Raw genomic sequence first — 13,808 nt, forward strand, 5'->3', positions numbered from 1 at the left:
CCTCCGCTGGCCCTCGGGTCGCGATGATGTTCTCGCTTGGCTGGTTCATCGTGCCTCCAGGCGGCGCATCTGACGGATGTTGTAGAGAACGATCGGGCTGACCAGGACGAAGATCAGCGTCGCCAGGGCGGCGCCGAGCGCGGGGTTCAGGGTGCGGAACGACTGCACGTAGAACTCGAAGGCCAGCACCTTGGTGCCGAAGTTGCCTCCGGTGGTGCTGCGCACGATGTCGAAGACCTTCAGCGTGCTGATGCTGATCGTCGTCAGCACGACGATCAGCGAGGGCCGGATGCTCGGCACGGTGATGTGCCGGAAGAGCTGGAGGCCGCTGACGCCGTCGAGCCGGGCGGCCTCGATGATGTCCTCGGGGATCGCCTTGATCGAGGCCGAGAGGATCGTCATCGCGAAGCCGGCCTGGACCCAGATCAGGATCACGATCAGGAAGAGCGTGTTCCAGGGTTGGTTGAACAGGAAGTTGTAGGTGTCGATGCCCAACGCATCGAGGATCCCGTTGAGGACGCCGATCTGCTCGACCTTGCCACCGTTCGTGGTCCCGGCGTTGGCGTTGGCGTCCTTGTAGGCGTAGACGAACTTCCAGATGATCGAGGCGCCCACGAGCGAGATCGCCATCGGGAGGAAGATCAGGGCCTTGGCGAAGCGCTCGAATCGCGCCCGGTCGACGAGGACGGCGTAGATGAGGCCGACGGCGGTGGCGATCGTGGGCACGAGGAGCACCCACAGGGCGGTGTTGCGCAGGATCTGGAGCTGGTCGGCGTTGGTGAAGATCTTCTGGTAGTTCTCGAACCCGACGAACTCCGTGCTCGCCGAGTTGCGGAACGACAGGTAGACGGTCTTGACGGCCGGGTAGAGCAGGCCGACGCCGATGAGCAGGAGGCTGGGCGCGATGAAGGCCGCGGCCTGGACGCGCTCGCCGGCGCGCGAGCGGAGCCGCTGAGTGAGCAGCAGGATCACCGCCATCACGCCGAGGAACAGCACGATGGCGATGACCATCTGGATGAGCTTCTCAGTCGTGGACATGGTTCACCTCTCTGGGAGCCGGACGGGTGCCGGCCGAGCGGTGGAGACTCGGCCGGCACCCGTGGGATCAGCGCTGGGCGTCGATCAGGCGGGCCAGGAGCTCTCGATGGCGTCGAGGACCTTGCTGGTGGAGTCGCCGGAGATCCAGTTCGTCATCTCGCTCCAGAAGGTGCCGGCGCCGACGGCGCTGGGCATCTGGTCGGAGCCGTCGAAGCGGAACGTCGCGTCGGGGTCCTGCAGGATCGAGGCCGACAGCTGGTCGATCGGGCTGTTCAGGTTGGCGATGTCCAGGCCCTTGTTGGCGCTCACCCAGCCGCCGCCTGGAGTGGCCTTGGCCTTCTCGTTGGCCCACACGTCGGAGGACAGGTAGGTCTGGAAGGCCTGCACCTCGGGACGGTCGGAGAACGCGGTGACGAACTCGCCGCCGCCGAGCACCGGCTTGCCGAAGTCCTCGTTCTCGGTCGGCAGGTAGAAGGCGAACACGTCGCCGTCCTCGGCGACCTTCACGCCCTCGCCCCACTGGGCGGCGTAGAAGGAGGCCTGGCGGTGCATCGCGCACTCGCCCTTGAGGATCGGCAGACCGCCCTCCTGGAAGGAGGTGGTGGCGATCGAGGTGACGCCGCCGATGCCGCCGTTGACGTAGTTCTCGTCCTTCAGCACGCCGCCCACGGTGTCGAGCGCGGCCGCGACCTGCGGGTCGTTGAACGGGATCTCGTGGTTGACCCACTGGTCGTAGACGTCCGGGCCGACCTCGCGGAGCATGACGTCCTCGAGCCAGTCGGTGAGCACCCAGCCGGTGGCCTCACCGGACTCGATGCCGGCGCACCACGGCTTCACGCCGGAGGCGGCGATGGTGTCGCTCAGCGCCATCATGTCGTCCCACGTGGTCGGGACCTCCCAGCCGTTGTCGGCGAACATCTTCGGGGAGTACCAGACGAAGGACTTCACGTTCGCGCCGAGCGGGGCGGCGTAGAACTTGCCGTCGACGGTGCCGTAGGCCTTCCAGTCCTCGCCGAAGAACTCATCGACGTTGTCGGAGACCGACTGCGGGGCCTCCTTGACGTAGCCGGCCTCGACCAGCGACTTCACCAGGCCCGGCTGCGGGATGTAGGCGATGTCGGGCAGGTTGCCGGCCTGGGCCCGCACCTGGAGCTGGGCCTCGAACTCCTGGGAGCCCTCGTAGGACACCGTGGCTCCGGTGCAGTCCTCGAAGACCTTGTAGGACGCCTTGTGGGCGGCGTCCTCGGGGGCGACGATCGAGGTGTAGACGCTGACGGTCTTGCCGGTCAGGTCGCCGAACGACTCGAGCTGGGCGCACTCGGGCTTGCCGGCGCCCGGGGCGGTGCCGCCCGCGCTGGGCGAGCCGCTGTCGCTGTCGTCACCGCAGGCGCTGAGGCCGAGGCCTGCGATCGCGAGGGCTGCGATCCCGGCGGTGATCCGACGGGGCAGGGGTGTGGTCATCCGCTGATTCCTCTCCGAAGGGATCCGGCCGCGTGGCCGGCGTCTGCGACGGCGACCTGCGGTGGTGCACCGGTGGGGTCCAGGTGCTGCGACCGGAGTGACGTGGGTCACGAGAATGAAAACGTTTGCAACGCCGGACGTCAAGAGCGGTCCAGGCGGCCGTGACCGAGCTGTGACCTCGGGGCTGCGGTCGTTGACGCGGGCGCGACGGGGTGCCTAGGGTCAGCCTGTCCTGTGGCCTGCGACACACCCTGCGGGGGCGGGCCGCTCGTCGGGCCGGATCGCCGATCCGGCCCGTTTCCTCACATTCGGATCGTCGGCACGTTCCTGCCGGTGAAGGAGTTCAGCATGGTCAACGTTCGTTTCGAGAAGGCTCAGCGCTGGTATCCCGGTGCTGACACCCCGGCCGTCCCGGGTATCGACCTGGAGGTCGAGGACGGCGAGTTCATGGTCCTGGTGGGGCCGTCGGGCTGTGGCAAGTCCACGACCCTGCGGATGCTCGCGGGGCTGGAGGAGGTGAACTCGGGTCACATCTACATCGGCGACCGCGAGATCACGCACCTGCCGCCCAAGGACCGTGACATCGCGATGGTGTTCCAGAACTACGCGCTCTACCCGCACATGTCGGTGGCCGAGAACATGGGCTTCGCCCTGAAGATGGCCAAGGTGTCGGCTGCCGAGCGGGAGAAGCGGGTCAAGGACGCCGCCGCGCTGCTCGGTCTGACCGAGTACCTCGAGCGCAAGCCGAAGGCGCTCTCGGGTGGTCAGCGCCAGCGCGTGGCCATGGGCCGCGCGATCGTGCGTGAGCCGCAGGTGTTCTGCATGGACGAGCCGCTGTCGAACCTGGACGCCAAGATGCGCGTGCAGACCCGTACCGACATCGCCAAGCTCCAGGCCGATCTGGGCATCACGACCGTCTACGTCACCCACGACCAGGTCGAGGCGATGACGATGGGCGACCGCGTCGCGGTGATGAAGCTGGGCGAGCTCCAGCAGGTCGACACCCCGCTGCGCCTCTACGACAAGCCGGCCAACCTGTTCGTCGCCGGGTTCATCGGCTCCCCGCAGATGAACCTGCTCGAGGCCGTCGCGGCCGACGGCAAGGCCAAGCTCGGCGGCTACGAGGTGCCGGTCGACCCGGTCGCGGCACAGCGGATGAACGGCCGCATCACGGTCGGGGTGCGCCCCGAGGCGTGGCGATTGGTCAACGCCGGCGAGGGTCTGCCCGTCACCGTGACGGTCGTCGAGGAGCTCGGCGCCGACGGCTTCGTCTACGGCACCAGCGACGTCGAGGGCACGCCGTCGAACGTGATCGTGCGCATCAACGCCCGTGACTCGGTGCGCAAGGGCGAGGTCATCCACGTGACCACCGACCCCGCGCACGTGCACGTCTTCGACACCGAGACCGGCGTCCGCCTCAGCGACTGAGACCGGGCCTGCGTCCCAGCATCGACGGGCCCCCTCGATCCACCGATCGAGGGGGCCCGTCGGCTTGTCCAGCGTCGCCTCACCTCGCCGGGTGGGAGATCGCGGAAGGTTCACCGAGGCGCCGCCGACGGGTCACGGGGGCGTCGGCTGGTCGCATCCGGGAGGGCCACGGTGGGTCCGGCGCGTCCCGAGCGCCCACTCACCAGGAGGCACAACGCTGTGACCCGTACCTTCCTCGCCGGCGTGGCACTGCTCGCCACGACGTCCGCCCTCGCCGCCTGCGCCCCTCCGGGCGACGACGAGAACGACAGCGCCGACACCCCCGCCGCGAGCGCCACCTCGCTCGCCGACTTCGGCACCATGGACGACCTCGTCGCCGCGGCCAAGAAGGAGGGCACGCTCAACGTCATCGCGCTCCCGCCGGACTGGGCCAACTACGGCGCGATCATTCAGAAGTTCGAGGACACCTACGGCATCAAGGTCGTCTCCGCCCAGCCCGACGCCGCCAGCCAGGACGAGATCAACGCCGCCGAGCAGCTCAAGGGCACCGACCGCGCTCCCGACGTCTTCGACCTCGGCCAGTCGGTCGCGCTGGCCAACACCGACATGTTCGCGCCCTACCAGGTCGCCACGTGGGACTCGATCCCCGACGAGCTCAAGGCGCCCGACGGCGGCTGGGTCAACGACTACGGCGGCTACATGTCGATCGGCTACGACTCCAGCAAGGTCCCCGACGTCACCTCGTTGAAGGACCTCCTCGGCGCCGACTACAAGGGCAAGGTTGCCCTCAACGGCGACCCGACGCAGGCCGGTTCGGCGTTCAGCGCCGTGGTCATGGCCTCGGTGCAGAACGGCGGCTCGGCCGACGACATCAAGCCGGGTGTCGACTACTTCAGCCAGCTGAAGAAGGCCGGCAACTTCGTGCCCGTCGACCCCACCCCGGCCACGATCGAGTCCGGTCAGACCCCGGTCGTCTTCGACTGGGACTACCTCAACGCCGCGGAGTCCAAGACCCTGCCGAGCTGGAAGGTCGTCGTCCCCTCGGGCCAGACGGTCGCCGGCTACTACTACCAGGCCATCAACAAGGACGCCCCGCACCCGGCGGCCGCCCGCCTGTGGGAGGAGTTCCTCTACAGCGACGAGGGCCAGAACCTGTGGCTCGCCGGCGGTGCTCGCCCGGTGCGCGCCGACGCGATGGTGAAGGCCGGCACGATCGACGAGAAGCTCTACAGTGCGCTGCCCGAGGTCTCCGGCACGCCGGTCATCCCGGACGCCGACCAGACGGCGACCATGGCCTCCTATCTCGCCGACAACTGGGCCAAGGCCATCGGCTGATCGGGTGACCTCCACTGCCGCACCGGCGGCCCGGCGAGGGTGGCGCGCGCCGCTGCCCTCGCTGGGCCTGCTGCCCTTCCTGATCTACCTGACGATCTTCCTCGTCGTGCCGACGCTCACCGTGCTCGTCGGCGCCGTGCACGACGACGACGGCTTCTCGCTGGCCCGCATCCGCGCGCTCGGCGACGGTCCGGCGCGCGACGCGCTGCGCGCCAGCGTCGAGCTGTCGACGGCGTCCGCCCTGCTCGGGGCGTTCCTCGGCGCGGTGCTCGCCTGGCTGATCGTCGCCTCGCCGGCCACCAGCGCCCTGCGCCGCGTGGTGCTCGCCGCCTGCGGCGTGCTGGCGCAGTTCGGTGGCGTCACGCTCGCCTTCGCCTGGGTGGCCACGCTCGGCTTCGGCGGCCTGGTGACCACCGCGATCGCGGACGTGTTCGGCGGCCAGCCCGACGGCGTCCCGTGGCTCTACGAGCTGCCGGGCCTCGTGCTGGTCTACACCTACTTCCAGATCCCGCTCATGGTGATCGTGTTCCTCCCCGCGCTCGAGGGACTCCAGCCGCAGTGGCGCGAGGCGGCCCGCACGCTCGGGGCGACGGGGCGCCAGTACTGGTGGCACGTCGGGATCCCCCTGCTGCGGCCCGCGTTCCTCGGCGCCACGCTGCTGCTCTTCGCCAACGCCTTCGCGGCGTACGCGACCGCGGCTGCGCTGGTCAGCCAGGGCGCGCCGATCACGCCGCTGCTGATCCGCTCGGCCCTGACCAGCGAGATCGTGCTCGGGCAGGCCGACTTCGGCTACGCGCTCGCCCTCGAGATGGTGGTCGTCGTCGCGGTGGTGATGGCGGCCTACAGCTGGCTGCTCAAGCGGACGTCGCGGTGGCTGACGTGACCGCCCGTCTCGTGCGCTGGGTGCTGCTCGCCGCCTTCGCCGCGTTCTTCCTCGTGCCGCTGATCGCGCTGGCCGACTTCAGCACCAAGAAGCCCGCCGGTGGCCGCTCGGGTGCCGCCTGGCACGCCCTGATCAGCGATCCGACCCTCACCGCGGCGGTGCGGGTGTCGGTGACCCTGGCGATCCTGACCGCGCTCGGGATGCTGCTCCTCCTCGTGCCGACGATGGTGTGGGTGCGGCTGCGGGTGCCGCGCGCGCGACGCCTCATCGAGCTCCTGTGCCTGCTGCCGCTGACGATCCCCGCGCTCGTGCTCGTCGTCGGTCTCGACAACGTCTACGCCTGGGTCGACTACCTGTTCGGTGACAGCCCCTATGGACTCACCTTCGTCTACGTCGTCCTCGTGCTGCCCTTCTCCTACCGGGCCTTGGACGCCGCGCTGTCGGCCATCGACGTCCGCACCCTGGCCGAGGCGGCTCGCTCGCTCGGTGCCGGGTGGCCGACGGTGATCCTGCGCGTCGTCCTGCCCAACATCCGCACGGGCGTGGCCTCGGCCGCCTTCGTCACCGTCGCGCTGGTGCTGGGGGAGTACACCGTCTCCTCCCTGCTGCACTACGACACCCTGCCGGTGGTGATCGTGCTGCTCGGCAAGGCCGACGCCGCGGAGTCGACCGCGGCGGCCCTGGCCTCCCTGCTCGCCGCGGCCGCACTGCTGGTGCTGCTCTCGCTGCTCGATCGGCGCCGCCGTGCGCCCGGAAGGACGTCTCGATGACCGCCCAGCCCGCCACCCGGCCCGCCGTCCCCGCGCCCGGCTCGGGCGCCTCCGTCGCGCTGCGCGGCCTGCGGCGCAGCTACGGCGACGTGCACGCCCTCGACGGCCTCGACCTCGATCTCGCCGCCGGCGAGATGGTCGTGCTGCTCGGCCCGTCGGGCTGCGGCAAGACCACCGCGCTGCGAGCGCTCGCCGGGCTGGAGATCCCGGACACCGGATCGGTCGCCATCGGCGGGCGCGACGTCACCCGCACCCCGCCGAACAAGCGCGACATCGGCATGGTCTTCCAGGCCTACAGCCTCTTCCCGCACCTCACGGTGCTCGACAACGTGGCCTTCGGACTGCGGCTGCGCGGCCGCACGCGCGCCGCCCGCCGGGAGCGCGCCGCCGAGATGCTCGCCCTCGTCGGACTCGGCGCCCACGGCGACCGGTTCCCGGTGCAGCTCTCGGGCGGACAGCAGCAGCGGGTCGCGCTCGCCCGCGCGCTGGCCGTCGAGCCGGCGGTGCTGCTGCTCGACGAGCCGCTCTCGGCGCTCGACGCCCAGGTGCGGGTGCAGCTGCGCGAGGAGATCCGGCGCATCCAGCGCGAGGTCGGCACGACCACGCTGTTCGTCACCCACGACCAGGAGGAGGCATTGGCCGTCGCCGACCGGGTCGGGGTCATGAACGCCGGCCGGCTGGAGCAGATCGCCCCGCCCGCCGAGCTCTACACCGCGCCCGCCACCGCCTTCGTCGCCGGCTTCATCGGACTCTCCAGCCCGCTCTCCGCGCGCGTCACCGGCGGTCGCGCCGAGCTGCTGGCCCTCGGTGCCTCGGTGCCGGTGCTGCCCGGCTCGATCGAGGGTGCGGGGACGGCGCTGCTGCGGCCGGAGAGCCTCGGCCTGGTGCCCGACCCCAGCGGCACCGCACGCGTGGCCGCGGTCTCCTTCCTCGGCGCCGTCACCCGCTACGACGCCGACCTGCCCGACGGCTCCCGCATCACCGTCCAGGCCGCGACCCGCGGCGTCCCGCTGCAGGTCGGCGACGCCGTCCGCGTGGAGGTGGAGGAGCGGGCCGTGCTGGTGACGGCGTCCTGAGGAGCCGGGGACGGCCGGCAGGGTTGGTCGGCTGAGTCTGGCGGTGGGCGTACGAAACTTCGGCTGACCAACGACAGAGTCACCGGGCGCCCGGTGACTCCCGAGGCCCCTGGGGCCCCTGGGGCTCAGGCCCGGTCGGCGACCCGCCGGATGCCGCGGATGAGCCGCGGCCAGATCTCCACGGGCGTGTCGTGGCCCATGCCGCCGATCAGCATCAGCTCGGCGTCGGGCACGGCGGCGGCGGTGGCGCGGCCGCCCGAGACGTGCACCATCTTGTCGGCCAGGCCGTGCACCACCAGCGTCGGCACGGTGAGCTCGCGCAGCCGGGGCGTGCGGTCGGGCTGGGTCAGCACGGCCATCATCTGGCGCACGACGCCGCTCGCGCTCACGCCGCGGCGGAAGGTCTCGCGGGCCCGGGCCTCGAGCTCCTCGGTCGGCGTCGGGTAGCCGGGGGAGCCGATGAGCTTCCAGACCTTGAGGGAGTTGGCGACGTAGCCGTCCTCGCCGGGGCCGACGCGACCGATGAGGGTCGGCAGGAGCGCGGGATGCTGGAAGCCGACGGTCCGGCGTCCGGTGGTCGACATGATGCTGGTCAGCGACCGCACGCGATCGGGGCGGCTGAGGGCCATCGTCTGCACGATCATGCCGCCCATCGAGATGCCGGCGACGTGCGCCGAGGCGATCCCGAGGTGGTCGAGCAGGGCGAAGGCGTCGTCGGCGAGGTCGCCCATGCCGTACGGCGCCCGCACCGGCGCACCGACGAAGGCGCGCACCAGGGCGCTGCGACCGAGCCGGCCGCGGGCCCGCGAGGAGCGCCCCGTGTCGCGGTTGTCGTAGCGGATGACGTAGAAGCCGGCCTCGGCCAGTTGGCGGCAGAACTCCTCGGGCCACCACGTCATGGGGCCGCCGAGGCCCATGACGAGCAGCAGCGGGTCGGCGTCGGCGTCCCCGAAGGTCTGGTAGCACAGCTCGAGATCGGTGCTGATCGGTGCGAACAGCTCCTCCGAGGCGGTCGTCGTCCCGTGGGCCATACCGCTAGTGAACCGTATGGACCACCCGAGCGATCGTTCGGGCCCTTCGGGTGGATAACCGCCACGAACCGTTAACCAGGCCGTAACGTGTTCTATGTGACCGATCCCACCATGGGCGCGTTCCTGCTCCCCGCAGGTTTCCGGCGCCCCGCCGCCGTCGCGATGCTGCGCGAGGGCCATGTCGTCGGCGAGGCCGGACGCAGCGTCGTCCACTCGCTCAGCGAGCGCCGCGCCCGCCGCAACCGGCCCTACGTCGCGCCCGATCCGGTCACCCGCACCAACGATCCGGTGCTGCTCATCCCGGGGTTCTTCGCCGGCGACTACACGCTGCGCACCGTCGCCGCGACCCTGCGCGGCGAGGGGTTCCGCACCTACCGGGCCCAGATCCTCGCCAACGTCGGGTGCACCCTGACGGCGGCCGCGATCCTCGAGTCGCGCCTGGAGCAGATCGTCGAGCGCCGCGAGCAGCGCGTCCAGCTCGTCGGCCACAGCCTCGGCGGCATGCTGGCCCGCGGCATCGCGGTGCGCCGGCCCGACCTGGTCTCCGGCATCGTCACCATGGGCAGCCCGATGATGGCGCCCGCCGCCCACCACCGCGCGCTCACCGCCGGCGCGGCCGTCCTCGCCGGGCTCAGCCGGGTCGGCGTCCCGGGCCTGATGAGCGCCGACTGCCTCGGTGGCAGCTGTGCTCGCCAGTCCTTCGAGGAGAGCCGCCTGCCGGTGCCGGACGACGTCGCCTTCACCGCGATCTACTCCCGACGCGACGGCATCGTGCACTGGAAGGCCTGCATCGACCCGCAGGCCGAGGCCGTCGAGGTGCGCGCCTCCCACCTCGGCATGGCCGTCGACCCGCGGGTCGCCACGCAGGTCGTCGCCGCCCTGCACCGCCACCGCGGTGTCGGCGAGGCGGCCGCCACCGCGCCGGTGGCCGGTCTGCTCGACGTCGCCGGCTCCGCCTAGAGCCGCTCGACCCCCGAACGCCACGAACCGCCGGTGCTGATGCACCGGCGGTTCGTCGTGTGTCGGGGGCGGCGCCCCGCGATCAGTGCTCGCGGATCCGAGCCCGCTGATCAGTGCTCGAAGTCGATGGCCGAGTAGGCGCGCAGCTTGCCCAGGCGGTGCTCGGAGGTGATCGTGCGGATCGTGCCCGAGCGCGAGCGCATGACCAGCGACTGCGTGGTCGCGCCGCCGGCGGAGTAGCGGACGCCGCGCAGCAGCTCGCCGTCGGTGATGCCGGTGGCGACGAAGAAGCAGTCGTCGCCGGTGACGAGGTCGTCGGTGGTGAGGATGGCCTCCGCGGAGAGGTCGTGGCCGGCGTCGAGGGCGCGCTGGCGCTCCTCGTCGTCCTGCGGCCACAGACGACCCTGGATGACGCCGCCGAGGCACTTCATCGCGCAGGCGGTGATGATGCCCTCGGGGGTGCCGCCGATACCGAGCAGCAGGTCGACGCCGGTGTCCTGGCGCGCGGCCATGATGGCGCCCGCGACGTCGCCGTCGGAGATGAACTTGATCATCGCGCCGGTCGCGCGGATCTCCTCGGCGAGCTTCTCGTGGCGCGGCCGGTCGAGGAGCACGACCTTGACATCCTCGGGGCGCTTGCCCTTGGCCTTGGCGACCTGGTGGATGTTCTCGGCGACGGGGTAGCGGATGTCGACGACGTCGGCGGCCTCGGGGCCGGTCACCAGCTTCTCCATGTAGAAGACGGCCGAGGGGTCGTACATCGAGCCGCGCGGGGCGACGGCGAGCACCGAGACGGCGTTGGTCATGCCCTTCGCGGTCAGCGTCGTGCCGTCGATCGGGTCGACCGCGACGTCGCACTCGGGACCGGTGCCGTCGCCGACGAGCTCGCCGTTGTAGAGCATCGGGGCGTTGTCCTTCTCGCCCTCGCCGATCACCACGACGCCCTGCATGCCGATGGTCGAGATGAGCACGCGCATCGCGTTGACGGCCACGCCGTCGGCGCCGTTCTTGTCGCCGCGGCCGACCCAGCGACCGGCGGCCATCGCGGCCGCCTCGGTGACCCGGACCAGCTCGAGGGCCAGGTTGCGGTCCGGGGACTGGGGGGCGACGGTGAGGTCTGCGGTCTGCGGCGGCGTCATGGCCGGATGCTACCGGTCGGTGCTGCCGCCCCGCCCCGCCTCGACGGGCGCGGACACGTGAGTGGAGGCACAGTTCGCGTGCCGTTCACCGGGTGTCGGTGCTGGCTGGTAGGCCTGTCCCCGTGACGCTCACCGCCGTCCCCGGCCCCGATGGTTCGCTCCGCTGCCCCTGGGGGGTCGCGATCCCCGACTTCCCCGCCTACCTGACCTACCACGACACCGAGTGGGGCTTCCCCGTGGTCGCCGAGCGGCGGCTCTTCGAGAAGCTGTGCCTCGAGGGTTTCCAGTCGGGGCTGTCGTGGCGCACGATCCTGGCCAAGCGCGATGCCTTCCGGGCCGCGTTCGCCGGCTTCGACCCCGAGCGGGTCGCCGGCTTCGACGAGGCCGACGTCCAGCGTCTGCTCGGCGACGCCGGCATCGTGCGGCACCGCGGCAAGATCGAGGCGGCGATCGGCAACGCCGGCCGCCTGCTCGAGCTGCGTGAGGAGACCTCGCTGGCCGCCTACGTGTGGTCGTTCGAGCCCGATCCGGCCACCTTGGGTGCACCCCAGAGCCTGACGACCTCGCCCGAGGCCGTTGCGATGGCGAAGGATCTCAAGCGGCGGGGCTGGCGCTTCGTGGGCCCGACCACCGTCTACGCCTTCCTCCAGTCGATGGGGCTCATCAACGACCACGTCGAGGGATGCGTCGCGCGGCCGCAGGTCGAGGCGGCGCGTGCCGCGCTGGTGCGCCCCACGGCGTGATCGGCCCGGTTCAGCCGAGCACGCGGGCCGTGGCCCACAGGGTCGCCACCGCCAAGGCGACGACGATCGGCGTCGCGACCAGCGAGCGCCGATGGAACGCGGCCAGGCCGGTGGCCGCCGCGGTGCCGTCGAGGGTGCGACGCCACAGCAGGTTGGCCAGCGATCCGCTGTAGGTGAGCCCGGCGCCGGCGTCCAGGCCGATCAGCGCCGCCAGGATCGCGGTGTCGCCCAGCGGCGCCACGAGGGGCACCACCAGCAGCGTGGCGCTGAGGTTGGTCACCAGGTTGGCGACCAGCGTGGCGACCGCCGCCACGCCGAGCAGCGTCAGCAGACCGGGCGCGGCCGGATCGGCACCGGCGACGACGGCGTCGACGAGATGGCGGACGGCGTCGCCCGGACCGCTCGTCGCGACGGCTGCGACCACCACCCCGAGCCCGAGCACGTAGAGGGCGAAGCTCGGCTGCGCGGCACGCACGACGTCCGGTACGACGAGGAGCCCGCGGCGGCCCGCCCACACCGCCAGCACGACGGCGGCCGCGGCGGCGATCCAGCCCGGCTCGACACCGAGCGGCGACCCGATCGCGAAGCCGGCCAGCATCAGCGCGACGACCACGAGCGGCAGCCGGGCGAGCGGGACCTCCTCGGCCGTGGCCTCCGGGTCAGGGGCGGGCGTGGTGCCGACTGCTGCGGCCGTGGCGGCCGTGGCGGCAGGCCGCAGTTCGCGGCGGAACTGCACCCGGGCGCACGCCCATTCGGCGGCCACCACGACGACCAGCGCGGGCGCCATCAACCGGGCGAAGCCGAGGAAGCCCACGTCGAGATCGGGCACCGCCAGCAGGTTGGTCAGGTTCGCCACCGGCAGCAGCAGCGAGGCCGAGTTGGCCAGGCGCAGGCACAGCCAGGCGCCCGGGGCCGGGGAGGCCGAACGTCGCAGCGCGGCAGCCACCACCACCGGTGTCAGCAGCACCACGGTGGCATCGAGGCTCAGCACGGTCGTGACGACGGTGGCCAGCACCGCCACGCCCACGAGCAACCGCACGGGGGAGTCGCCGGCGAAGCGCGCGACCCGGGTGGCCGCGACGGTGAACAGCCCCGCCCGCCCGCAGACGTCGGCGACGACGAGCACCGCGGCGAGGAACAGCACGACCGGCGCGAGCCTCTCGAGGGCGTCGCCGGCGTCCGACGGCGACACGGCACCGACCGCCAGCACGGCCGCGGAGGTCAGCAGTGCCGCGGCCGCCTCGCCGCGGGGGCCCAGATGGCGCCAGGCGGTGACCAGGAGCGCCAGCAGCGCCGCGACCGCCACCGTCTCCCGCAGGAGGGTGCTCACCGGCACCTCACCACGACTCTGTGACGATGGGTGCCGTGAGTGAGGAGAAGCCGGGTCGCTACCCGCGCACCGCCAGCGGGCTCGTGGCCTCGATGCTGGTGCTCGTGCTCGGGGTCGGCGCCTTCGTCGTGTTCCGGTCGCTGTTCCGTGATCAGACCGAGTACGAGCCGCCGAATGTCGACTACCTCTCGGTGGTCGAGGAGGCCGCGGACGCCGGGATCGACCTCGTGCACCCCACCAGCCTGCCGCAGGGCTGGAAGACCACCTCGATCACCTTCACGCCGGGCGACCGGTGGGTGTGGAACATGTCGATGCTGACCGATGCCGGGAAGTTCGTGGGGATCCACGAGGAGGACGAGGACCTCTCGACCCTGCTGAAGACCTACGTCGACGCCGACGCCCAGCAGGGCGACCCCGTCACGGTGTCCGGTTCGGTGGCCTCGTCGTGGGACACCTACTCCGACTCCGGCGGCGACCATGCCTTCGCGGCCGAGGTCGGCAAGGGCGCCCAGGCGCGCACGGTGCTCGTCTTCGGCTCGGCTCCGGTCGACGATCTGCGGCTCATCCTGGACTCGCTCGCCCGCGGCTGAGCCGATCCACCGGGCCTGACCGGC

The 13,808-nt window shown here is 71.5% G+C and carries 13 protein-coding genes; 8 read left to right on the forward strand and 5 right to left on the reverse strand.

Annotated elements, in window-relative coordinates; genetic code table 11:
- Window positions 1–45: 45 nt before the first annotated feature.
- Window positions 46–1,038: a carbohydrate ABC transporter permease gene (locus ABD671_RS08135; RefSeq protein ID WP_344732799.1), complete on the reverse strand. Its 993-nt coding sequence runs from the start codon at window positions 1,036–1,038 to the stop codon at window positions 46–48.
- A gap of 84 nt (window positions 1,039–1,122) precedes the next feature.
- On the reverse strand, window positions 1,123–2,499 hold the full coding sequence (locus tag ABD671_RS08140) for an ABC transporter substrate-binding protein (protein ID WP_344732800.1): 1,377 nt from the start codon (window positions 2,497–2,499) through the stop codon (window positions 1,123–1,125).
- A gap of 348 nt (window positions 2,500–2,847) precedes the next feature.
- On the opposite strand from ABD671_RS08140, the gene ABD671_RS08145 reads away from it, so the two are divergent.
- The 5 genes from ABD671_RS08145 (at window position 2,848) to ABD671_RS08165 (ending at window position 7,991) form a co-directional block, all read left to right on the forward strand.
- The gene (locus ABD671_RS08145; protein WP_344732801.1) at window positions 2,848–3,927 is read left to right on the forward strand and encodes an ABC transporter ATP-binding protein; all 1,080 of its coding nucleotides are present in this window, start codon (window positions 2,848–2,850) and stop codon (window positions 3,925–3,927) included.
- 219 nt (window positions 3,928–4,146) lie between these two features.
- Window positions 4,147–5,262, forward strand: coding sequence for an ABC transporter substrate-binding protein (locus ABD671_RS08150; RefSeq protein WP_344732802.1), 1,116 nt, complete (start codon window positions 4,147–4,149; stop codon window positions 5,260–5,262).
- A 4-nt stretch (window positions 5,263–5,266) separates the two neighbouring features.
- Complete coding sequence (locus tag ABD671_RS08155; RefSeq protein WP_344732803.1) at window positions 5,267–6,145, forward strand: ABC transporter permease; 879 nt, start codon at window positions 5,267–5,269, stop codon at window positions 6,143–6,145.
- On the forward strand, window positions 6,142–6,915 hold the full coding sequence (locus ABD671_RS08160) for an ABC transporter permease (protein ID WP_344732804.1): 774 nt from the start codon (window positions 6,142–6,144) through the stop codon (window positions 6,913–6,915). Before ABD671_RS08155 ends, ABD671_RS08160 begins: the two co-directional genes overlap by 4 nt.
- Window positions 6,912–7,991, forward strand: a complete 1,080-nt coding sequence (locus ABD671_RS08165) for an ABC transporter ATP-binding protein (RefSeq protein ID WP_344732805.1) — start codon at window positions 6,912–6,914, stop codon at window positions 7,989–7,991. Before ABD671_RS08160 ends, ABD671_RS08165 begins: the two co-directional genes overlap by 4 nt.
- A gap of 125 nt (window positions 7,992–8,116) precedes the next feature.
- On the opposite strand, the gene ABD671_RS08170 is transcribed toward ABD671_RS08165, so the two are convergent.
- Window positions 8,117–9,022 (reverse strand): alpha/beta fold hydrolase, encoded by a 906-nt coding sequence (locus ABD671_RS08170; RefSeq protein ID WP_344732806.1) that lies wholly within the window; start codon window positions 9,020–9,022, stop codon window positions 8,117–8,119.
- 96 nt (window positions 9,023–9,118) lie between these two features.
- Here ABD671_RS08170 and ABD671_RS08175 point away from each other — a divergent pair, with 96 nt between their 5' ends.
- Complete coding sequence (locus ABD671_RS08175) at window positions 9,119–9,982, forward strand: alpha/beta fold hydrolase (protein WP_344732807.1); 864 nt, start codon at window positions 9,119–9,121, stop codon at window positions 9,980–9,982.
- Window positions 9,983–10,092: 110 nt separating this feature from the next.
- Here ABD671_RS08175 and glpX read toward each other — a convergent pair whose 3' ends face one another.
- Complete coding sequence (gene glpX / locus ABD671_RS08180; RefSeq protein WP_344732808.1) at window positions 10,093–11,121, reverse strand: class II fructose-bisphosphatase; 1,029 nt, start codon at window positions 11,119–11,121, stop codon at window positions 10,093–10,095.
- 122 nt (window positions 11,122–11,243) lie between these two features.
- On the opposite strand from glpX, the gene ABD671_RS08185 reads away from it, so the two are divergent.
- Window positions 11,244–11,864, forward strand: a complete 621-nt coding sequence (locus tag ABD671_RS08185) for a DNA-3-methyladenine glycosylase I (RefSeq protein ID WP_344732809.1) — start codon at window positions 11,244–11,246, stop codon at window positions 11,862–11,864.
- Window positions 11,865–11,874: 10 nt separating this feature from the next.
- Here ABD671_RS08185 and ABD671_RS08190 read toward each other — a convergent pair whose 3' ends face one another.
- Window positions 11,875–13,194: an SLC13 family permease gene (locus tag ABD671_RS08190; protein WP_344732810.1), complete on the reverse strand. Its 1,320-nt coding sequence runs from the start codon at window positions 13,192–13,194 to the stop codon at window positions 11,875–11,877.
- Window positions 13,195–13,229: 35 nt separating this feature from the next.
- Here ABD671_RS08190 and ABD671_RS08195 point away from each other — a divergent pair, with 35 nt between their 5' ends.
- On the forward strand, window positions 13,230–13,784 hold the full coding sequence (locus tag ABD671_RS08195; protein WP_344732811.1) for a DUF4245 domain-containing protein: 555 nt from the start codon (window positions 13,230–13,232) through the stop codon (window positions 13,782–13,784).
- Window positions 13,785–13,808: the final 24 nt, after the last annotated feature.

The sequence above is a fragment of the Nocardioides fonticola genome (genome assembly GCF_039536805.1).
Taxonomy (GTDB): Bacteria; Actinomycetota; Actinomycetes; order Propionibacteriales; family Nocardioidaceae; genus Nocardioides; species Nocardioides fonticola.

Coding starts and splice junctions, on each gene's coding strand:
- ABD671_RS08135 (WP_344732799.1), bottom strand. CDS start 1,038: ATGTCCACGACTGAGAAGCTCATCCAGATGGTCATCGCCATCGTGCTG.
- ABD671_RS08140 (WP_344732800.1), bottom strand. CDS start 2,499: ATGACCACACCCCTGCCCCGTCGGATCACCGCCGGGATCGCAGCCCTC.
- ABD671_RS08145 (WP_344732801.1), top strand. CDS start 2,848: ATGGTCAACGTTCGTTTCGAGAAGGCTCAGCGCTGGTATCCCGGTGCT.
- ABD671_RS08165 (WP_344732805.1), top strand. CDS start 6,912: ATGACCGCCCAGCCCGCCACCCGGCCCGCCGTCCCCGCGCCCGGCTCG.
- ABD671_RS08170 (WP_344732806.1), bottom strand. CDS start 9,022: ATGGCCCACGGGACGACGACCGCCTCGGAGGAGCTGTTCGCACCGATC.
- glpX (WP_344732808.1), bottom strand. CDS start 11,121: ATGACGCCGCCGCAGACCGCAGACCTCACCGTCGCCCCCCAGTCCCCG.